Genomic DNA, 21539 nt, shown 5'->3' on the forward strand with positions numbered 1-21539 from the left:
CATTATGTTATTCAACTCACTCGAATTTTTAGTCTTCTTTTTTATAACCATTATCATTGGTAATATACTAAAAAATAGATGGCAAAGGTTATTCTTCTTACTTGCCAGTTATTATTTTTACATGGCATGGCAACCATCGTCAATTTCATGTTCGGCGATGGCAGACAGTGGATTAAAATACTTCTCAGACAGAATGTATTGTGATCTAAAAATCAATCCATATGTATTTATTTTAGTATTCTCAACTTTCATCGACTATTTTGCAGCAAGAGCGATTGAATCAAAACAAGATGGTGATTCCAAACGAGGATGGTTACTTGTTTTATCTCTGGTTGTTAACATTGGAACACTTGGTTTTTTCAAATACACCGATTTTTTATTAGGTGTGATAAATGATATCCACTTATTAGGTTCCTTTCAATTCGAAAAACAAAACATCATCTTACCAGTTGGAATCTCCTTTTATACATTCCAATCTATGAGTTACACGATTGATGTTTACAATCGTAAAATTGAAGCTCGCAAATCTTTTTTAGATTTTGCATTATATGTGGCTTTTTTTCCTCAATTGGTTGCTGGTCCAATCGTTCGCGCCGAAACTTTTTTCCGTGATTTAGATTATCGACTCAGTGTCCATAAAGAACATATTGAAGCCGCCTTTGCTTTGATTCTAATAGGATTTACGAGAAAAATTGTATTTGCTGATAACCTAGCTAAGGTTGTTGATTCGACTTTTGCAAACTATCAAAATCTAAATTCCATCGAGATTTGGACTGGCGCATTGGCATTTGGATGGCAAATCTATTTTGATTTTGCGGGTTATACTGATATCGCCATCGGAGTTGCTCGTTTGTTCGGATTCCAATTTAATGCAAATTTCAACTTCCCAATGTCATGTAAGAATATTGCGGACCATTGGTCACGTTGGCATATTTCTTTTTCAACATGGATTCGTGACTACATCTACATTCCGTTAGGTGGTTCTCGGGTGAGTGTCATAATGTATATCAGAAATATCATGATCACTTGGTTATTTGCAGGATTGTGGCATGGTGCTGCTTATCATTATGTGGGATGGGGATTATGGCAAGGAACTATGTTACTTACTCATAAGTTCTACGGTGATACCCCTGTTTCAAAATTCTTAAATGAAAAAGGTGGAAAATCATACGAACTATTCTCTCGGGTATTTACCATGTTTTGTTTAGCATTTGGTTTTATCATGTTTAGAGCAGAGACAATGGAAAAAGCAATTCCGATGATGAAAGCTTTGTTATTTATCAACGATTCAGGAGTTCCCGTTACACGATGGATGAATTATCGATTTGGGATACTGTTAGTCATTTGTTTTACTGCAAGTTACATTTTCTCTAAGAGACAAATCCCAACTTTACTAACGGGCAGTTGGATGAAATATTCAATTTTTGTTATCGTGAATCTATTACTTTTACTATTATTTGGAGTAACAGAAAGTCAGAACTTCCTCTACTTTCAATTTTAATTATGAACTTACTAAAAGAAACATTCCATTTTTTAAAAGATAAGAAGATCATTACTGTTTTTGTTTTTCTTCTGTTATTTGAACTCATATTACAACTGGGATTTTACAAACCCTTTTTGAAAAAAAATTCTTATGCATCCAACATCAATCGAGTTACGGAACATGTTGTATCCAAAAGGGAAGTTCTAAATCCGGATATACTGATTGTGGGAACATCTGTAGCCTTCGAAGGTATCAGCATTCGTATTCTCAATGAGAACTTGAAAAAATTAGGATGGAAAACACAATCCATTGCAGTCAGAGGATCAGAATTAGTGGTCCAACATCGTATTTTGGAAGAATACTTAGACCAATTCCCTAATGTTAAAATCATTCTTCATGTCATGGAACCTGGCATGCCTTGGGTAGATCGCAATTATGTAGTAGACCCAACCCTTGCCATGTTGTCCGAACTCGGAAATTTTAAAGCGATCCCAACTGTCTTAGATTTTGAATACCAATTAAATTTTTCGAATTATCTGTATTTAATTTCTAAATCAGTAGCATATCGAAAAGATATGTCTGATTTTGTAATTAATTTCAATGAACGCCTAAAAGCGATTTCACGCAAAAATAAAAATCCAAATGAAAATCCTTGGGATTATGAGAATGACCATCCTGAATCGATTGATGAATACAATCTTACAAGTGTTGAAGATTGTATGAACCGACTTGCACTACACTTACCCATTGATATTCCAAAAGGTTCGAATCCTGATCACCGAAGGATGTTGTTTGAAACTTGTGGGATCGCAAGTATTGTTCCTAAAGATTCTGATGCTACTGAAGATACAAAACGTTATTTTCGAAGGCTAACGAAAATGTATGATTTTATTGGGAATCGAAAGATTCACATCATCAATGTTTTTGCTCCTTATTCAGACGTTATACGTAAAGTGAATAACGAAGGAAGAATGAAAGTTTGGAAAGATGGACTGTCAGAAGCTCTAAAAGGACATCAAACACTTGATGAAATGGACTTACAAGATTCGTTAGGTGACAAAAATGGACAATTCTGTTTTGACTTGATTCACTTGAACCAACAAGGTATGATTGAATTTTCAAATATTCTTTCCAAAGAATTGGAGAAAAAACTTGGATCAAAATGATATCACTCTCAATCAGTTACAAAACGAAGTAAACGATTGGATACAAACCATTGGTGTTCGTTATTTTTCTGAACTCACAAATTTAGCAATTCTTGTTGAAGAAGTGGGTGAATTATCTCGATTGATGGCTAGAAAGTATGGTGACCAATCGTTCAAGTCAGGTGAATCTGCAGAACAAATCCCAAGTGAAATTGGAGACATTTTATTTGTTTTAACTTGCCTTGCTAATCAAATGGGGATTTCTCTTCAAGATGTAATCACATCAACCATTCAAAAAAACACGAAACGTGATTTAAATCGCCATAAAAATAATCCAAAACTTTAAAACTTGGTTTCTAATTCTAACACAGGAATTCCAGCTTCCCTACGAATTGCATTCCAATACGCAGATAAATGAGCTGGATGAGAATTCATGTCGGATATACAGTATTCGAATTTTTGTTTAAATCTTTGATCGTGTTCTAAGTAAGATTTATAGTCATCATACCCATCCAACATAATTTGGAAAAATTTTGTTTGGCCAATAAAATCATAGTCTTCACGAAAAAACATATATGCATGTGCTAAATCGTGAAGTAGATGTTCGAAAGCATCTCTTTTTCCTTCCACCAATGTGCCAGTCAAGGCATCATCCCAACTAATCGTTGCAAAACGAATTCCTTTACTCTGGGATTCCAACATTTCCAAAGAGGTTGGATTATAATCTATGAGTTGTATGTTCCATTCAGATCGACTCCATTTCCAAAGTGCATGCCGAACCGTATCCGGCATTCCATAAAACCTAACCACTTCTAAAAAATCTTTTGAAGAATCACGATTTGGAAGTTTTTGTCCCATTCTGAGAAATGGATGTCGTTTGACCCTTTTTTCTAAATATAATAATACAATTTGATAGGAAACTTCACTACCAGTGAGTTTGTTATTTTCCCAATCAGATTTTAACTCTAATAATTTTGGTCTTAGTTCACTTGCTTCCATTGGAAGCAAAACTTCAGGTATACAAATCTTTTTAAATGAACCGTAAATTTGTCCATTGTCATGTGGCATACTATTCGCTTAGTCCATAATAATCAGTTCCATGATTCAATAATCCACCAGATTCTCCTCCTAAAAACAAGAAGGTTCCATCTGAAAATTTTACACCACTATGTTTGGATACACTGATCCTAGACATTCCCATTTCATAAAAACTATTACTCTTGGCATAATCCAATTTTTCGATCATACGACTTGGTTCACTTGTATTATAACGATAAGCTCCACCATAAAATAGAACTCCTCCATCTGGAAGTTCTAAAGCAAAACTCCATTCTCTTCTATATAATGAATTTGCAACGGTTATTATTCGATTCTTTGTAACATCATATAACATCGTTGCATTACTTAAATTTGACAATTGTGCACCATAAATCAAAACATTTCCATCAGAAAGTTTTAAACATTTTAAGGCGCCAACTGGTGTTGGTAAACTCGGTCCCCAACTAAATGTTTCTGTATTTGGATCAAAAAACTCGGTTGTATCTTTTGGGGCAAAAATTCCGTCAGTTCCACCAATGATCATCACTCTTCCATCATTCAATACTACAGAACATGAGAATGAACGTGGAGTTTTTAACCGATTAGAAAGCTGAGTGAATGTTTCGGTACTTGGATCATAAATTTCAGCAGTATTTAATGTAGTAAAATACAAACTTGGATTAGCTGGTGTAAAATCTCTAATACCACCAATCACCATAACCTTTCCATTCGGTAACTTTACAATATCATGCATGTGCCTTGGCTCAACCATAGAACCAGATTGGGTAAAAGCTGTGGTTTCTGTATCAAAAATATAACTTTCAGTGAGAGAAGTCGCCACAGAGAATTTGATCCCACCTGTTATCAGCAATCGTTTCCCATCTAACATCACTCCTCTTTCACCACGATGGATTTCAGGCAAACTAGGATTTGTTAGTTGGAAGGAATTTGACCCACGTCGAAGGATTTCTGCGCTGGAATTATATCCATAAATTGCAATTACATCCCCATTTTGATTTTGAAATGCATCAAATTCAGAACGTCCAAAATTTAAGTATGGTCCTGCAACTAGTCCTATGAGTCGTATCGTGATAGTATTCGTTACAACATTTAGTGCTTTGTCAGTTGCATTAGGGAAACTAAATGTAATGGAGCCAGGTTCATTCGATGTAAAATTAGTTTCAAAATAAACGCGAAATTTAGTATCACTAATCTTCTGGATGGAACGAAATACAATAAAAGGGGCCAATTTTCCACTTATGGAAGGAAGTCCAAATTGATTGAGTGGTTCTGAACTTTCAAAGTCCCAATAACGAGCTGTAAAAAATGTATAATCGGTAATCGGTAGATACGAAACTAAACTAACTGTTGGTAGTTGTGTATCTACAATAATAGGATATTTACTTTCAGATAATGTTTCACCTAATCCAGATACAACGCTAGACAAATTAACTTCATAACAACCGTCACTTGTGATGGGATCAAATTGAATCAAAAGCTGATCATTGCCTATTTTGGTAAAACTAATATTTGAAAAAGTTTGTTCGTTTAAATCGGCAAGGAATGAAGTGTCTAAGGATGCAAGTTCTCGGTTACATTGCAATAATACCTGATCAATATTGCCAAAGGATTTGGTATTTGACTTTTCTTTGCATTCAAATGCACCTGCATTCCCAACTGATGCAAGCAAAAGACCTGAAATTGATTTTGGGTCAAAAACATTCTTAAATTCACCAGGGACAAGACATCCAAATAACAAAAACACAATTGAGAAATAAATTTTATTCAAAACTATATTCCTCCGTGTTTGCAAGTATACTTCCTATCCTACCACCTAATATCATTCCTCCACCAGTGGAAGAATATTGGATTTCGCATCCTTCCCATCTTGCATTTAAAGATCTACCTGTCATATAAAATCGATGATCAGATTCAGACCATGATTCTGTATCCAAAATTGAATCAAAGGTACTACCATTGACAGTTCGATATTCCAAACCACCTGCAATGATAATTTGGTCTTTACCATATGGAAACATAAAGGAACTTCCCCACTCTCTTCCAAAGAGAAGATTTTTATGGTCACGAATGGTATCTGTCATTGGATTATAAATCTGTGCTCGCAAGATTGGTTGGTTGTCATCAAAACGGGAACTGATTCCACCTAAAATTAAAACTTCACCATTACTTAATGCATGAGTAAAATGATTAAAACGTCTTATTACTTTAGCAGAGGAAGTCGATAGAGTTTTTGAACTAATATCATAAATTTCAATGCTATCAATAGAACGTGCATAATAATCGGAAGGGTTAGGTCCAGTAACGTCCGATCTTTCTCCTCCCGTGATGATCACCTTACCTGCGATTACCGATACTACCTGTGATTGTTTGCCACGAGAATCAACAAGATCACCAATGGTTTCGACCGTCATACTGTAAGGATCAGAAGTGACATGAATCAGTTCCACCATTGATACGGATTGAAACGGAGAAAATGGGCTAAGTCCTCCTACAACTAAAACATCACCATTTGGCAATACAGTCATTTTATGAAGTTGTCTAGGTGTCGTAAGGAATGGTCCTTCTGTCCATGTATTGGTAATTGGATCAAATATCTCAGTGGAATTTAAACTACCATTCGATGGATTTCCAACCTTGCCACCAAAGCCACCAGAAACCAAGAACCTTCCATCTAAAAGTTTAACAATTGCAAATTCCTGTCGACGGTAGATCATATCGGGAGCAAACGTGAATTCTTTTGTCACAGAATTATAATATTCTGTACTACTCAATGTTCCGTTCCCATTAATCAAAACACCCGACTTGGCTCTACCACCTAAAACCATTTTGCGCCCATCATTGAGTTCCATCCCTACACAGGAACGTCTAGCAATGTTCATATTGGGACCACTTTTAAATGCAAATACCTTTACTGGCACTGCAATAGTTCCTTGGGTATTAGAAGCTTTGTCCTTCACTCCATTAAAACTGATAGTAAGAATTCCACCATTTGCATTTGGATTCCCTGCAAACAATAATCGAATATTTTTTTGTGAGACGATGATATCGGATACAACCAAGGTATTTTTTGCATTCCCCGAAAGACTTACTTGCGATAAATTCCCTTCCCAAACAATTTCCTCATTTGCTTCTACATCCAAAAAGCCAGTTTGTAACTCAGAAATATCAATACTATTTCCAGTTTTTAACTGTAATAAAGGAGGATTTGAATCGATCTCAAATTCAAAAGACTCTGGATTCACCAAAAGAGATTCATTCAGATAATAGTCTTTTAAATTCAAAGTGAACTTACCAGTTGTCACTGATGGTGACATACGAATTTCATATAAATATTTACTTCGTGGAATTACTTGTGAAATTGGATTCATTCCTGAATTGGAGATAGGTAATCTTAAACCATCTGCTTTCGTTGTAAAATCATGATTTGTTGAAACATACAATACACCTCCAGGCTGAACACGATTGGACGAAAATTCCATTTGCACAACAGAATCACCACCTAACATAAGCAATCCTAGGTTTACTGGCGAAGAAGGATCCAATGGGTTAGATCCTGATGGTATTCTACAGGATACCATCAATAATGCGAAAAAGAGAAATCTAATCTTTCCCATACACTTCCACCCTAGTATCAGTCAAAGCTGAATCCCCAAAAATAACAATGCCCTTTGTCGTTAAGAAAGCGGAATGTTCAGATCTCGGAGACATCATAGTGTCTACTATATAATTCTTACGTTCAAAATGATCATATATTTCTAAAATACCCGATTTATAATAAGTGTCGACTCCCCCAGTGAAAAATACTTGTTCATCAGAAAATCTAACGATTGCACTTCCATTTTTAAATCGACTGGTAAACCCAAGACTAGTAGTAGATGATAAACTTTCGTTCCATGATTCAATCGCCTTTGAACCTGTGCCTTCGCGGTTCATTCCACCGAATAACACACGATCCATGTTCGGCATTTTTAAATTGGTTACGTTTGATCTGGCAGTTGCAAAATTCCCAAGTAAACTCGTCAGACTAAAGTTGTTTGTGTTGATTGTATAAATTGTGTTTGAAAAAAATGCGTATGGATCTATGCGATCTCTGCCACCAAAATATAAAATGCGAGAATTCGCTTCGTCATATTCAGTTGCATGAAAAATAATTCCTATTGGGAAATCTGATGATCCGTCGAGTAAAACAGAGGAATTTCCAGCTAACGAAATCAATTCATGATCTTTTGTGATGGCAGATGGATCGACTCCTACTTGGAACTGTCCTCCTGAAACTAATATACTTCCATCCCCAAGGCAAACCATCGAATGACCAAACCTCCTCCGGACCATACGGAAGGAAAGTTCTGTTACAGTTTCAGATGATGGATCTATAGAATATATTTTGTCAGAAATTTGAGTGCTTGCAGATACATTTCCAGCGACTGTTTTTCCACCAGAGACAAACACTTTCCCAGTTTTTTGAACACAAATAGAAAGTCCCGTCATACCTTCGTTTAACGAAGGCAACAGCTTCGATACTCCTGTCTCTGGATCCCATATTTCTACAGTTGACAAAGTTGCGCCAGAAGGGTTAATCCCACCAACCAAAATAATTCTTCCATCATTTAAGATTGAAGTTGTGATTTTCCCCTTTGCTTCCGAAATTGAACCGTAAAATCTTGGGTATGGAAATCGAAACTCAAATTGTTTTCCTGGGAAAGAAAACTCATTCATTGTCTCTGGTTTCGTGATGGATAAAAGCACTGGCTCTCTCCATTCAGACCTTGATGAAACAGAAAACAAAACTCTTAACCGAGAATCCGAGAGCGGGAATACATCACGTAAAATTAAATCATTTTGATAAGGATCTGAAATTTTAAAATTCGCTTTTGAGAAATAATTAGCAGCTGGAGCACTTAAGTCTAAATCCAGGTATTCTGTTTTTACAAAAATAGGATAATCATTTTGTTTATATCTTGAAGTGATCGTTAATTCATCACCCAATCCCAATCCGAGTAATGCAACAGCAGAACTTCCAACAATATTTGTAGGATCAAAAACATTCTGATTGGGTGCTTTTACATTACAATGCAGAACAAAGATGATTGAAATTAAATTAAAACCTAATCGCATAACCCAATTTCCCAACTCGATTGATTCCCATATAACCTTGATTTTCCAAATCCAAATCTAAAAAAACACCGGATTTTTCTTTAGGATTCGGGCCTAACAAATAAAAATCAAACACATTTGCGGACCAAATGAAGAGTAATGCTGTTAGGGCATGTGACAAGTTCGTACGCGAGGTCTCCATTTGTTGTCTATGCGGTTCAATTAGATAGTAATTCAACACTACAGTTTCAGCGATTCTCGGATTCGGAGGGATCCCAATAGCGGATTCGTATGCATGTTTGTCTGATTGGAATTGGTTGTATTGGTATCCAGCATACAATACTCCAAACGCAAAAATCGACATGTAAATTTTACCTTTTTCTTCCTGTCCTCTCGCATATTGACCCCAACCGGGAATTAGGAAGGAACGAAACGCATACGTTGGATTATATGGATTGAATAAAGGAGCATCTGCCAAAGAAGTTTCTGGATTCACTGCATAAGTTAAGATCGTATCTTCTGCTTTTTCCGCATATTCTTTGGTATAAGGTTTTTGTAATTTTTGATTTTCTTTAGTCCAATCTTTCATGGATTGAATTACATAATTCGACAATTCGGAATACGTTACTTCACCATTAAAATTGGAATCAGCTCTGCCTTCTAATCCATATATTAAATATTTAGTGTAAATTCCATAACCAGATTTTGGATCTTCAAAACTGGAATACCCTACTTTTGTTGAATAAAACACAGAGATAATTTCTGAGTCTTTAAAACTTGTACCCTCTAAGTATTTTCTGCCAACTTCCCCTCTTCCATCTTCAGGATTTCTACAAGCATCGATAAAAAAAACCACTCGTTTGAGATTAAACTTTCTAGTGAGTTCAATTAAATGTTCAACTGCAATCCCGGTCTCAAATGGTTTTTGGGGATTTGCATCTTCTGGCAAAAGATAGACTTTATCATTATAATCAACAACACCATGGCCAGAAAAATAAAAAACGAAAAGATCTTCCGGATTGGTTTCTTCTAATATTGATTCCAGTTGCGTTAGGATATTATATTTAGTAGGTATGGAACTTACAGAACCTTCCTGAACTAAAGTTTGGATACGATTATAGGATCCATAACTGAACAAAATTTTGGTCATCCCAAGCGCATCATTTTTTGCCGTTTTTAAATTGGCTAGGGACAAGTCCTTATATTCACTAACGCCAACAACAAATGCGAATCTTTTCCCACCTGGCTCGGCTTTCAAAAGACTTGGCATCGCAATCATTAAGAATATTAGAATTTTTGATTTCATTAAAATTGTTTATTCTGATGCCAGTTCTTTTGCTTGGTTTTCCAAACTTGATGTATTATCATCCATTTTTCTAGCATTTATCACAACTTTTCGATTTATTTCTTCCATTTGGTGAACAACTGCAACCATTTGTTCTTTATCTTTATCTAAAACTTTCGATTCCTGATCCAATACTTTGGAAATCGATTCGATTAAATCCAGAGCTTCCAATACTTCATTGTTTATATCTTTTTGTGAATTGATTTTGGAAGTCGCTGTTTTCATCACATCACTTAGTAGATCATATTTAGATTGAAGGGTTTCAGTTTGATTTAAGGCAGTGGAAGCGAGTTCAGTTCCTTCCTGAATATAACGATTTGATGTTGTAATAATTTTTTTAATCTTCGTTGCATTTTCATTCGAATTTTCTGCTAGTTTTGCAACCTCTTGTGCAACTACTGCAAAACCTCGACCATGTTCTCCAGCCCTTGCAGCTTCGATCGATGCATTTAATGCCAATAAATTTGTACGATCTGCAATTTCTGCCATGATATCGTTCACTTCACTTACTTCCTTTTGAGAAATATTGACGGAACGTAATCTTTCTTCTAAATTTTTTACAGTATCCGATAGTACATTACTCCTATCTTGGAAATCACTCATATTGGAATTGAGATCTTCCACAACTTTCCCGATTTCAGCGATACTCAACTTTAACGTATCCGATTTATGATTGAGTAATGTTATTTGAGAATGTTGTTTTCCAATATTCTCAACAGAAGTTTGTATACTCTCTGAAAACGAAGAAACAAATTCTGTAAGATCTCGAATCGATACATCTTGAGATTCTATTTGAAAATTAAAATCGTTTGTAAGTTCACGAATACTTTTGAGTGTATTAAATAATTCTGCACCAATTCTTTTTAAATCTTGGTTTAGAGTGTTTGCATTTTCTCTTTCTAATTCAGCAAGTTTATGCTTTTCTTCTGATTCGTTTTTGATTTCATTCAATAAATTCAAAACAGTAGAAGTGAGGTAACCAAAACAAATTAGAAATAAAATTTTAAATACTTCATTCGAAATTGCGACCGTACCTTTTTCACTTTGTAATCCTTCTGCTTCTTTAAATGAAACACCTTGTCCATAACCAATGATTAATATTATTACTAAACAAAAAGCTGAGTAATAAGTGCTAGTGAGTAAGGTTCGTTTCGAAAATAAAAATGCAGAGTATACAACATAAAAATAATACAAAACGTATAAGGTTGGTGACTTAATTAAATCGGCAGCGACTGTACTTCCACCCATGAGTCCAGATGCAGTGACAGCAAATAATACGGTGATATCCAAAACGATGAATAACTTCGGGAAAAATGCGTTGAGTCTACCAATTTTAAATAAATATGCCTGCAAACCTCCGTAGAGAAACATACAAGTGATTCCGACCAAATAACTTGTGGTTTGAAGGGTTGTGGATGTTTTGAACGATCCTAAAGTCGCGATGATATAAAATCCTGCGAGTAAAAACCTCACTCGATTGACATAAACTGGGCCTAACTCTAACCAATTTTTTTTCGTTTGAATCGATTCTGAGGATCTTTTCGACATAGGATGATCCTTTAAGATTCAAAGTGATTGGAAAGTGATTTTCTTTTTTTAGTGAATGGAAAAAGAAACTCAGTTGACAAATTTTAGTTTAATATTAAACTATTTAATATGGAAACAACGAACCCGATCAAAACCAACATTCAGAAAAAATTCTACCCTGCCTCTGAACGAGGGCACGTCAATTTTGGTTGGTTGGACAGCCACCACTCCTTCAGTTTTGGCCACTGGTACCACCCTGACAAAACCAATTTTGGTGCACTTCGTGTACTCAATGATGATATCGTAGAACCTAGCATGGGATTTGGTACTCACCCCCACCAAAATATGGAAATAATCTCCATCCCACTCTTTGGAGAATTAGCACACAAAGATAGTACAGGTACGAATGGTATCATCAAAACAGGGGATGTACAAATCATGTCTGCAGGATCTGGGATCCAACATTCCGAATTCAATCACAGTTCTGATAAAAAGGTCAATTTTTTGCAAATCTGGATTTTACCAAAGGTGGCCAACATCCAACCTAGATATGACCAAAAAACATTTCCGGAAGCTGGTCGTTTGAACCGGTTCCAAACAGTTGTTTCTCCTATTGATGAAGAAGCTGTATGGATCAACCAAGACGCATACTTTTCGCTCGCTACTTTGGAACCTGGAAAAACCCTTTCCTACAAGGTACATGCTCCTAACCAAGGGATTTATGTATTCCTCATCCAAGGGAAAATTTCTACGGAGGGTACAACCTTAGAACGTAGAGATGCTGTAGGACTTTGGGGAGCGGATGAATACCATATCCAAGCAGATGTAAAATCTGAATTACTCGTCATTGAAATTCCAATGAAATAGAAAATGGCATACTTGGAATCGTCATCGAAAAGGGAATCTGGCAAAACCAAAAAAGTCAGATCTCCCTTCTCCTGAAAAAATGATTTCGGTGGATGTAAACTTCTCTTTACTCTCCTCTCTGTTCTTCTATGCTCAATCTCTGAAACATTACTCTCAAAGCAAATGTTCGATTGACAGACCTAAGAATTTTACCGCAAGTGTAAGTTTCGTTCGAATCCTAAAATCCTTCCATGACTCGGTAACAAATGAAATTTTTCTCGTTTCTTCCTACAATCTTCCAAAGTTTTACAATTTCGATTTCGATTTCGATTTTCCTACTATTCTGCCAGTTACCCACTCCAAATCCTTCTTCCATGACACCGGCAAAAGAAATAGAAAAAACGTACCAATACACAAAACAAATTTCTGCCATCAAAATACAGATGGAAAAAACGTATCTCTATCCAAATGATTTGGACAATCCTAATGCTTATATAACAGCAGCAGTTTATGCTACAGAAACATTAGACCATCACATACTCTTCCCAAAAACATTCTACCTCAAGTACAAAGATACCATTCGAGGAAATGTCTTACAAGAGGGGAAATTGACTGACGTTGTTATCATCCAAAATCCCAATTTAGAGGATCCAATCATGGATTCGGATGAAGTTCTATTACAACTTAACGATGCTTTTGCCAAACTTTCGTTTAACAGAGACAACTTAGAAGATGTGATGGAAGTATTATATAATCAAGTATTTGCCAAGACAGCAAATAAAGTAGTCAATGTTAGTTGGTCTGAAATTGAGTTTTCTGCTTCAGAAGGTTATGTTTCAAATTTCTTAAAATCGAGTTTGATTCAGACGAGGAATTATGAAGAACTTTTGAAACCCCAAACTATCTTTTCCATTGACCTACCTTTAACTGAAACAAAAACCAAACAAAAAATCATTACTTCGCTTTCGAATACTTCGCAACTAAAACAATTTGGGATTCAAAAAAATGACGAAATCCTTACAATCAATGGAAAATCGATTCGTTATTTATCCCTCCGCAAGATTTATCCAATGTTCAATGGAAAACTTGGTGAAAGTGTAAAACTAAAAATTAAGAGAAATCTAAATCAAACATTCTTAGTCGAAATTCCATTTCTCGAATCCAAACCGAATGAAAATACGAAACTAGTTTCAGGAAAAATTTGGAAAGGTCAGTCCAATATTCTCCAAATCAAAGTAAATGGATTTACCAAAGGAATCGAGAAGACAGCAACAGATTTGATCAAAGAGACTTATTTAGTAGCAATGGCTGATGCAAAACAAAAGGATATTCCCATCCAAGGCATCATTCTTGACCTACGTGATAACACCGGTGGTTATTTAGATCTCATTATCGAATGTATGCGAATGTTTATTCCCAAGGGACTACTTGTAACAACAAAAATCGGGAAACGAGCACCAAATGAGATTTATGGGAATGGTTCCTCTATCACCGACTTACCACTAGTTGTTCTCATCAATGAAAATACTGGATCTGGTTCCGAACTGATTGCTGGAACAGTTCGACTTCAGAAACGTGGATTCATCTTTGGCTCAAAATCGACTGGACAAGGGATTGTTCATTCAATGCAAAAATTAAACAGTTACGATTCAATCATTCTTAAAATCACAACTTCTTATCTATACCTCCCCAATGGAAAAATATTCCATGGTAATGGGATTGAACCAGATATTTGGATTTCTGATGAAGCCAATGTGAAAATGAAATTCCCTGAATCCTTCCCTTCCCAATTGACAAACATTAGTAAGGAAGGAAAAAACGAAAACTCATCCATTGCCCCATTGGATTCGACAAAACTTAGCCTTTGGGTCGAAACATATGGAACAGCAAAACAAACCATCCAAAAGGAAAGTAAACAAGGACTCACACCAGATTACCAACTTCTCCACAGTTTGGATGTTTTTGATGGAATTTTAGCAAACCAAACGAAATAAGTAAGATTTTGTAAAAAATCCTATCCATTCCTTGTTTGAGTTTTATCTAGACTAAGGACTTTTCGACCCAACTTCAACCCATCTATCTCAGAAATGATGAAAATCTAATAAATTTTCTATTCGGGAGGCTTTATTTTTTCTCATCATACGCATTTTTTTTCGTGTATTTATATTCGCGAATTATTTTTATGTATATTTAGAACTTCCAAGTTGGATTGGAAGCACTAAGGAGAATTTCAATGAAAGGTACCAAGTTCCTCATCAGTTTTCTGATTTTATCGATTTCTACTCAGGTAGTGGCGCAAACAAACAGTGCCGGAATTTCGGCAAAAGATGCATTACAAAAATTGGTAGAAGGAAATTTACGATTTGTACAGGGAAAATCAATTCGCCCCAATCAATCTGTAGATCGAATCAAAGAAGTTTCAAAAAAACAACATCCTTTTGCGACAATCGTTGGATGTTCGGATTCAAGAGTTCCCAATGAAATCATTTTCGACCAAGGTCTTGGTGATTTATTCATCTTAAGAACAGCAGGCCAAGTATCAACTTACGCATCTTGGGGTTCGATTGAATTTTCTGTGGTTGTGTTAGGAGTTAATTTGATTGTTGTTCTCGGACATACGAGTTGTGGTGCAGTTGGTGCAGCTTGTAAAGCTGAAGATGTACCTGGTCATATCATTGCGCTAACCAATTCAATTAAACCAGCAGCAGAAAAAGTAAAACATATGGAAGGTGATTATTTAGATAATGCAGTTAAAGCAAACGTTGCATACCAAGTAGTTTCCTTACGTAAACTAGACCCCATTCTATCTAAATACTATAACAAAGGCCAATTACAAATCGTAGGAGCTGTTTACGATTTAGAAACTGGGAAAGTAAATTATCTTTCCGAAGAATACATCTCAACTATTACAAAATAGGTAACCAAGATGGACATTTTACATGCATTAGTTGCAAATTTACAAACTCCAATGTTCCTAGCATTTTTGCTAGGAATCATTGCAACCATCATCAAAAGTGATTTAAAATTCCCAGATGGTATGTATACAGGTTTAACCATCTATCTTTTATTCGCTATCGGCCTAAAAGGAGGAGTTAAATTAAGTAATACAACCTTGGTAGAATTTTATAAACCAGCGATGGCAGCATTGTTATTGTGTATTTCAATACCGCTAATCGCCTATGGATTACTTACCAAATTCGGTAAATATGACAAAGCTAATGCTGCTGCTCTAGCCGCACACTACGGATCTGTATCTGCAGTTACTTTCAGTGAAGCTCTTGCATTTTTGGATTCTTTGCAGATTACTTATGAAGGTTTTATGCCTAGTATGCTTGCTATTATGGAAATCCCCGCAATCCTTGTAGCCTTACTACTTGTAAAAATGAATCCAACTGATAAGTCTGATGAATCCTCTTGGGGAAAAATTTTACACGAACTTCTAACAGGAAAAGGAACCTTGCTACTATTAGGTGGCCTTATCATTGGAATGATTTCTGGGAAAAAAGGTCATGAACAATTTGCTCCCCTATTTGAAACACCATTCCGAGGAATGTTAATTTTATTCTTATTGGAAGTTGGAATTGTAACAGGAAGGAGACTTACCGATCTTAAAAAAGCTGGTATTTTCTTAATTGGATTTGGTATTCTTTTTCCAATCGTAACAGCTATGTTCGGGTTGTATCTAGGTAAATCCATTGGTTTATCTATGGGTGGAGCGATGGTTCTTGGGACTCTCAGTGCAAGTGCATCCTATATTGCGGCACCTGCAGCAGTTAGAATTGCCATACCGGAAGCGAGTCCTGCAATTTATCTCACGGCATCACTTGCTATCACCTTCCCTTTTAACCTATCAGTAGGATTACCATTCTATTTAACTGTTTCAAAATACTTATATGGAGTTTAGAATGAAATTAGAAAAAGCAAAACTCATCACAATCATTGCTGATGAAGCTCTCCAAGATCGATTAGTTTCTGAACTTAAATCTGTGAATGTCAAAGGATATACGATCAGTGAAGCCAAAGGAGAAGGAATCAATCACGAGCACCTAACTTCTTGGGAAGGAAAAAACATACGGTTAGAATCCTTGGTTTCGGAAGGTAAAGCTTTAAAGATATTTCAAATTATATCAGAAAAATATTTAGAAAAATATCCTATGGTGATCTTTATGAACGATGTTGAAGTGATCCGAAAAGAAAGATTTAGCTAAAATTTTTAAAAAGTATGACCAATGTCTAAATAAAATAATTGGTCTTCACGTGAATACGCATAGTCCATTAGGATTACGGTGGCTTGGTCCCAAATCAACCGTAATCCTAAACCACGTGAATGTTTATAATCCATGGTACTTACCTGTTTGATTTTATCCCAAACTCGACCAACATCGTAAAATGGAACTATACTCAATTGGAAAAATTGATCCCATAGAGTAAAACTTCCAACGCGATAACGTAGTTCTATATTATAAAAACCGATCACAGGCCCTACAAAACGTTCCTGCCTATAACCACGCAATGTATTCTGTCCACCTAATGCTCCCATAGGACCATCAATGGAAAATAAATATCGATATTCAAAAAAAGGAACCTCTCCTTCTATTTTTGTGAGTGCTGCACGTTGTGCGATGACAAACTCTTCAAATAATTTAGGGAATGGTTGGTAAAAATTCTTAATTTGCCCAAAATGCCTTAAATAATTAAAGTCCGAACCTATCGATCTTTCCGCTTTATTGACATTGTATTCAATGAGCCATCCTCGATCTGGGTCAGGTTCGTAATCTCTTGTATCAAAAGCAATTCCGCCCCTCATGTAATTTAAATTTCCACCATGAACACCTATGATTTTCTTAGCATTTGAATCTTCTGTTAATTTTGAGGAATCTTCAATTGCAGGAACTGTAATTCCCGTCAGTGGATCTTTAGCTTCAACCGAATTGCCATCATACCGTCTAACAATATTTTTTGAAAATTCTACCCCACCCCAAACTCGAAAAACTTGGAATATCGTTTTATCAGCATTGAATTGACCATAGGTTGTTTCAAATTGGTAGTCATGATAATGTTGAGTTGATGTGAATTCACGCCCTGGGCCTCTGTTCTTTGCATACGAATTAGCATTCTCAAAATCTGAATAGGTTGCATTTCGAACGATTCTACTCCCATCTGCATTTCGATCTCTGAAATACAATGGTTGTAAACTCTCTGTCCCAACACCAAAATATTGGTTATAATAACTGGCATCGTGACCCACATAGGATCGTAATCGGTAGGCTGTATCTAAAAAATAAGGAGCATCCCAAGCAAGGTAATTATTTTCAGTGCCACGATTGGTTCGGTATACACCGACATTAAACATATGTTCGTATGGTGTATACTTAAATGAAGAATCATTTTTTGTTCCGTTATAAAATACATTGGCTAAAAGACCAAGTCCGGAGCCATTAACTGCATCGTTCCCAAAAAGAGGTAACCCAGTTGCATACCAGCCTTCCTTTTTATTGGCAAGTTCCTTTTCATCTAATTTTTTAAACTCACCCAACCATTCGGGAACATCAGAACTTCTCTCGTCTGCATAAACTGGAATCGCGACAAACGTTGATAAACATACCAACCCCATCAACGAATTCCAAAATGACATGTATTTACTTTACTTCGCGGACTTGAATCGTTTCGACTCGATCGTCTCCGGCAATGATGTCGGATAAAATCACTACCTTTTCTCCAGTTTGCAAATAACCATTATTCACTAAGGTTTGAATGGCTAAATTAATCGTTTTTTCCGGATCAGAAGAAAAATCAACTCGGTAAGGGATAACTCCACGTGTCAACCAAAGCTTTCGCCTAACAGAAGTCATATTAGTAAATGCGTGAACAATCGGATACCTTGGGTGAAATGATGCTAAATTATTCGCAGTGATTCCACGTCTTGTGATGGCAATGATAGCATGAGCTTGCATCGAATCTGCTAAATTAGCGGCCGATCTTGCCATTTCTTCCTTTTGGTCTTTCGGTTTTCTTTGTGCCGCAAGACCCAAGTTAATCGACATTTCCATTCGACGTGCAATTTTATCCAACATTTCAACACATCGAACTGGATATTTTCCCATTGCTGTTTCCCCAGATAACATGATGGCATCCGCTTCTTCGTAAACTGCATTCGCCACGTCTGTAACCTCTGCTCTTGTAGGAGAAGGATTATGAATCATCGATTCAAGTAAGTGAGTAGCAACGATAACTCGTTTTCCTTCTTCTTGGCATCGTTTAACAATCCGTCGTTGTACAATCGGGAGTTCTTCAATTTCAATTTCTACACCCAAATCCCCACGTGCTACCATGATTCCATCTGAGGTTTTGATGATCTCATCTAAGTTTTTTAGACCTTCCTGGTCTTCAATTTTTGCAATGATTTGTGCATGGTGTTTTTTTTCTTCGATGATCTCTCGCAATTGTAAGACATCTTCTTTTGATCGAACAAACGAAAGAGCTACAAAATCAATATCCTCTTCTAATCCAAAGAGAATATCCTTTTGGTCTTTGGGTGTGATCGAAGGAATGTTTACACGAATTCCGGGTAAGTTGATATGTTTTCTGGATCCTAGTTTTCCACCGTCTAACACAGTGCAAATCAATTCATTTTCTCTGATTTCTTGGACAGCGAGGTTAATCAAACCGTTATCAACTGTGACCTTATCACCTACTTTTAAATCTTTTACGATATCACGGTAGTTTACAAAAACACTTTGTGCTTCCGCTTCCATACCAGGTATGATATGAAATGTAAATGTTTCTCCCACCTTTAAGTGTAAGTCATTTTGTACATCCCCTGTTCGAATTTCAGGTCCTTGTGTATCCAGTAGAATCGAAATTGGATGTTTGTGTAACTCATCCTTGTTTAAAGATTTTATGATTCGAATGATCTTACGGTGAAATTCATGGTCGCCATGGCTCATGTTGATCCTTGCGATATTCATCCCCGCCAAAGCCAAACTTCGGATCATTTCTTTGGATGCTGTCGCAGGCCCGATAGTGCATACGATCTTTGTTTTTCTTGCTCTTAGTTGTTCAATTGCTGGCATAATTTTATGGTTTTAATTTGGGTAAAATTCGGTTTAAAAAATCTAACTGCGATTCCGCAATGTCGAATTTTTCTTGGTTGGGGAACTTATCATTTCTTTGGCGTTCACTTTCAGCAGAAACTTTATCAAATAGTTTTTTGCCATGTCGTTTCAAATACCCAGTTGAAATCAAAATGGGCCAAGGAAACTTTTCTCTTTGGTTACGGATTGGGAAACTGTAGATTTCTTTTCCGCCAAATTTTTTTAAGAAAAAGATCAAATTCTCTTCAGTAAACTTTCCATTGAGTTTGGATAATACATATTCACGATCTGGATACACACCAAACTCCCACGCTTCATCCAAGATACGTACAATTGATTCAATGGATTCTTTCCATTTTTTCTCTTCTTCAGGACTACCTTGTTTCACTGGTTCTGAATCTTCATCATCATCTTGTGAATTGTTTGAAGTTGTGGTTTGCGAATGGTTTTGTTTCGATTTTCGTTCTGCGTCTTTTTCTGCTTCTTCTCTTTCTTTCAGTCTAGCTTTGACGAGTTTTTCTTTTTCTTGTGAAATCTTTTTAACTTTCTGACTCGCTAAATCTTTTGTGAGTTGTTGTTGGAGCCTCGCTTTGATGGGAGGAATTTCGAATTTATGGACTGTCATATTACCCATAATCATCCTCCATAACCTTGTAAAAAATGGCAAAAATTGAAACAAACTTTGAGCCTCAATTTCTTCTAAAAGTCTTTTTGGGCTTTCATCATTTAAATGCAGTGTCACATTCATTTGATTCAGCACACGGATTTCTAGATCAGAATGTTTGATTTGGAAAGTTCGTTTTGCTGATTCAATCGCCTGTGGGATACAAGATTTGTGTAAAATAAATTCATTAAACACACGTTTGTCTGCATATTCAGTGTACAAAACTTCTGGCTGAGACAATAACATAGCTCGAAATTCATCTGTCAGAGGTTCTCCACTCACACGCAGTAAGTTTACTTCAACGATCCTACCTGCTTCTGCGAGAAAAGCCATTAGATCTTCAATTTGTTGTTTACGTTTTTGTTTTTCTTCTTTCTCTCGATCTTTTTCGATGATTTCATTTAACACCAAACACTCTTCCATAAGAGTTTTTTGGTCACCATAGGACTCATTCATATATCCTTTAATTTCGGTTAATATGTTTTTAGGTGAATTCCAAGAATCTTCAGTGATTTCACCCATCACACCCAAATTTTTTAACGCAGGATATATGGTATTTTTTGCATAATCCACATAGGCATCATACCGATCCGAAATCTCGGAAGGTCGATTGTACAAAAATACACTTTTGTTTGCAGGCCTCGAAGCCGAATCATTTCGAAAGAAAAATAAAATTTTATCATCTACCAATTGTTTTAGAATTGGTTTGAGGTGGATGACAATGGTTGCATCTTTTTGCACCTTTGTTTTGTCATACGGGCATTGGAACAAATTTCCTAATTCTGTAGAAGCATACGTATCAAAAAGTCGATTGGCATCCACAGCCGCCTTGATGACTTTCCGCATTTTTTCTTTACCAACATACTTACGTTTTTCATTGAACCATCCCTTGATGGCAGACGTTGAAAGTTCGTTTAAACCAAGTGCGTATCGGAAAGCCGTTCCACCATCAGATGTAGTTGGTCTTGCAAAAACTGTATTGTGTTTGATGTAGGTTTTTGGATTTTCTGGATCCCCTGGTTCATTGGGATGAAATTCTAATACATTTAATTTTTTGATGATCGCAGGGTTTTGTTTATAACTTAGATCGATTACATAATTTTCTGTCCGATCCCTATCAATGGAACTATCACGTTCAATCTGTTCGACATTAGGCAGAACTTTGTTTTGTAAAAATTTATCTGTCCATTCAAAGATAACAAGCAGAACTTTATAGATCCCTTTGTAGGAAAAATCTCCGCGAGAATCCATAGCCTGCACCTTTTGGAGGCAGGCCGTGTAG

The 21539-nt window shown here is 36.1% G+C and carries 17 protein-coding genes; 8 read left to right on the forward strand and 9 right to left on the reverse strand.

Translation table 11 applies throughout. The features are described from left to right. The first annotated feature begins 4 nt into the window (after window positions 1-4). From CH354_RS15115 to CH354_RS15125, 3 genes are read left to right on the forward strand one after another with little or no spacing between them, the layout of a single operon-like run. Window positions 5-1501, forward strand: coding sequence for an MBOAT family O-acyltransferase (locus CH354_RS15115; RefSeq protein ID WP_100727730.1), 1497 nt, complete (start codon window positions 5-7; stop codon window positions 1499-1501). Window positions 1502-1503: 2 nt separating this feature from the next. Then, complete coding sequence (locus tag CH354_RS15120) at window positions 1504-2649, forward strand: hypothetical protein (protein ID WP_100728955.1); 1146 nt, start codon at window positions 1504-1506, stop codon at window positions 2647-2649. Continuing rightward, window positions 2636-2974 carry a nucleotide pyrophosphohydrolase gene (locus tag CH354_RS15125; RefSeq protein WP_100727732.1) on the forward strand — a complete coding sequence of 113 codons (339 nt, stop codon included), beginning with the start codon at window positions 2636-2638 and terminating at the stop codon, window positions 2972-2974. The genes CH354_RS15120 and CH354_RS15125 overlap by 14 nt, the downstream gene beginning before the upstream one ends. Here the strand turns inward: CH354_RS15125 and CH354_RS15130 are convergent. The 6 genes from CH354_RS15130 to CH354_RS15155 are packed head-to-tail and all read right to left on the reverse strand — an operon-like array spanning window position 2971 to window position 11674. Continuing rightward, window positions 2971-3696, reverse strand: coding sequence for a hypothetical protein (locus CH354_RS15130; RefSeq protein ID WP_100727733.1), 726 nt, complete (start codon window positions 3694-3696; stop codon window positions 2971-2973). The genes CH354_RS15125 and CH354_RS15130 overlap by 4 nt on opposite strands. A gap of 1 nt (window position 3697) precedes the next feature. Beyond that, window positions 3698-5455: a Kelch repeat-containing protein gene (locus CH354_RS15135; protein ID WP_100727734.1), complete on the reverse strand. Its 1758-nt coding sequence runs from the start codon at window positions 5453-5455 to the stop codon at window positions 3698-3700. After that, on the reverse strand, window positions 5448-7301 hold the full coding sequence (locus CH354_RS15140) for a Kelch repeat-containing protein (protein ID WP_100727735.1): 1854 nt from the start codon (window positions 7299-7301) through the stop codon (window positions 5448-5450). The genes CH354_RS15135 and CH354_RS15140 overlap by 8 nt, the downstream gene beginning before the upstream one ends. Beyond that, a complete protein-coding gene (locus CH354_RS15145) occupies window positions 7288-8802 on the reverse strand; it encodes a Kelch repeat-containing protein (protein WP_100727736.1) in 1515 nt (504 codons plus the stop codon). The genes CH354_RS15140 and CH354_RS15145 overlap by 14 nt, the downstream gene beginning before the upstream one ends. Beyond that, entirely contained in the window at window positions 8786-10087 is a 1302-nt protein-coding gene (locus CH354_RS15150; RefSeq protein ID WP_100728867.1) for a caspase family protein, read from the reverse strand. Before CH354_RS15150 ends, CH354_RS15145 begins: the two co-directional genes overlap by 17 nt. Window positions 10088-10096: 9 nt before the next feature. Then, entirely contained in the window at window positions 10097-11674 is a 1578-nt protein-coding gene (locus tag CH354_RS15155; RefSeq protein WP_100728868.1) for a methyl-accepting chemotaxis protein, read from the reverse strand. A 108-nt stretch (window positions 11675-11782) separates the two neighbouring features. Here CH354_RS15155 and CH354_RS15160 point away from each other — a divergent pair, with 108 nt between their 5' ends. The 5 genes from CH354_RS15160 to CH354_RS15180 all read left to right on the forward strand — a co-directional run bounded on the left by CH354_RS15160 (window position 11783) and on the right by CH354_RS15180 (window position 16707). Further along, window positions 11783-12520 (forward strand): pirin family protein, encoded by a 738-nt coding sequence (locus tag CH354_RS15160; RefSeq protein WP_100728869.1) that lies wholly within the window; start codon window positions 11783-11785, stop codon window positions 12518-12520. Between the two features lie 245 nt (window positions 12521-12765). Further along, on the forward strand, window positions 12766-14493 hold the full coding sequence (locus CH354_RS15165; protein ID WP_100728870.1) for a S41 family peptidase: 1728 nt from the start codon (window positions 12766-12768) through the stop codon (window positions 14491-14493). 239 nt (window positions 14494-14732) lie between these two features. Next, on the forward strand, window positions 14733-15416 hold the full coding sequence (locus CH354_RS15170) for a carbonic anhydrase (RefSeq protein ID WP_100716028.1): 684 nt from the start codon (window positions 14733-14735) through the stop codon (window positions 15414-15416). Between the two features lie 9 nt (window positions 15417-15425). Continuing rightward, window positions 15426-16403, forward strand: a complete 978-nt coding sequence (locus tag CH354_RS15175; RefSeq protein WP_100728871.1) for a sodium-dependent bicarbonate transport family permease — start codon at window positions 15426-15428, stop codon at window positions 16401-16403. A 1-nt stretch (window position 16404) separates the two neighbouring features. Further along, window positions 16405-16707: a P-II family nitrogen regulator gene (locus CH354_RS15180; RefSeq protein WP_100716026.1), complete on the forward strand. Its 303-nt coding sequence runs from the start codon at window positions 16405-16407 to the stop codon at window positions 16705-16707. Window positions 16708-16712: 5 nt separating this feature from the next. Here CH354_RS15180 and omp85 read toward each other — a convergent pair whose 3' ends face one another. From omp85 to CH354_RS15195, 3 genes are read right to left on the reverse strand one after another with little or no spacing between them, the layout of a single operon-like run. Then, entirely contained in the window at window positions 16713-18113 is a 1401-nt protein-coding gene (gene omp85, locus CH354_RS15185) for an Omp85 family outer membrane protein (protein WP_207764246.1), read from the reverse strand. 25 nt (window positions 18114-18138) lie between these two features. Next, a complete protein-coding gene (pyk, locus tag CH354_RS15190) occupies window positions 18139-19572 on the reverse strand; it encodes a pyruvate kinase (protein ID WP_100727742.1) in 1434 nt (477 codons plus the stop codon). A gap of 4 nt (window positions 19573-19576) precedes the next feature. Next, window positions 19577-21508, reverse strand: coding sequence for a hypothetical protein (locus CH354_RS15195; RefSeq protein WP_243396111.1), 1932 nt, complete (start codon window positions 21506-21508; stop codon window positions 19577-19579). Window positions 21509-21539: the final 31 nt, after the last annotated feature.

Origin of the sequence: Leptospira levettii (assembly GCF_002812085.1) — a bacterium.
Classification (GTDB): Bacteria; Spirochaetota; Leptospiria; order Leptospirales; family Leptospiraceae; genus Leptospira_A; species Leptospira_A levettii.

What these genes read in the sequence shown, in the direction of transcription:
- CH354_RS15115 (WP_100727730.1), top strand. Translation starts at nt 5, where the DNA reads ATGTTATTCAACTCACTCGAATTTTTAGTCTTCTTTTTTATAACCATT.
- CH354_RS15120 (WP_100728955.1), top strand. Translation starts at nt 1,504, where the DNA reads ATGAACTTACTAAAAGAAACATTCCATTTTTTAAAAGATAAGAAGATC.
- CH354_RS15130 (WP_100727733.1), bottom strand. Translation starts at nt 3,696, where the DNA reads ATGCCACATGACAATGGACAAATTTACGGTTCATTTAAAAAGATTTGT.
- CH354_RS15140 (WP_100727735.1), bottom strand. Translation starts at nt 7,301, where the DNA reads ATGGGAAAGATTAGATTTCTCTTTTTCGCATTATTGATGGTATCCTGT.
- CH354_RS15145 (WP_100727736.1), bottom strand. Translation starts at nt 8,802, where the DNA reads ATGCGATTAGGTTTTAATTTAATTTCAATCATCTTTGTTCTGCATTGT.
- CH354_RS15150 (WP_100728867.1), bottom strand. Translation starts at nt 10,087, where the DNA reads ATGAAATCAAAAATTCTAATATTCTTAATGATTGCGATGCCAAGTCTT.
- CH354_RS15155 (WP_100728868.1), bottom strand. Translation starts at nt 11,674, where the DNA reads ATGTCGAAAAGATCCTCAGAATCGATTCAAACGAAAAAAAATTGGTTA.
- CH354_RS15160 (WP_100728869.1), top strand. Translation starts at nt 11,783, where the DNA reads ATGGAAACAACGAACCCGATCAAAACCAACATTCAGAAAAAATTCTAC.
- CH354_RS15165 (WP_100728870.1), top strand. Translation starts at nt 12,766, where the DNA reads ATGAAATTTTTCTCGTTTCTTCCTACAATCTTCCAAAGTTTTACAATT.
- CH354_RS15170 (WP_100716028.1), top strand. Translation starts at nt 14,733, where the DNA reads ATGAAAGGTACCAAGTTCCTCATCAGTTTTCTGATTTTATCGATTTCT.
- CH354_RS15175 (WP_100728871.1), top strand. Translation starts at nt 15,426, where the DNA reads ATGGACATTTTACATGCATTAGTTGCAAATTTACAAACTCCAATGTTC.
- CH354_RS15180 (WP_100716026.1), top strand. Translation starts at nt 16,405, where the DNA reads ATGAAATTAGAAAAAGCAAAACTCATCACAATCATTGCTGATGAAGCT.
- omp85 (WP_207764246.1), bottom strand. Translation starts at nt 18,113, where the DNA reads ATGGGGTTGGTATGTTTATCAACGTTTGTCGCGATTCCAGTTTATGCA.
- pyk (WP_100727742.1), bottom strand. Translation starts at nt 19,572, where the DNA reads ATGCCAGCAATTGAACAACTAAGAGCAAGAAAAACAAAGATCGTATGC.
- CH354_RS15195 (WP_243396111.1), bottom strand. Translation starts at nt 21,508, where the DNA reads ATGGATTCTCGCGGAGATTTTTCCTACAAAGGGATCTATAAAGTTCTG.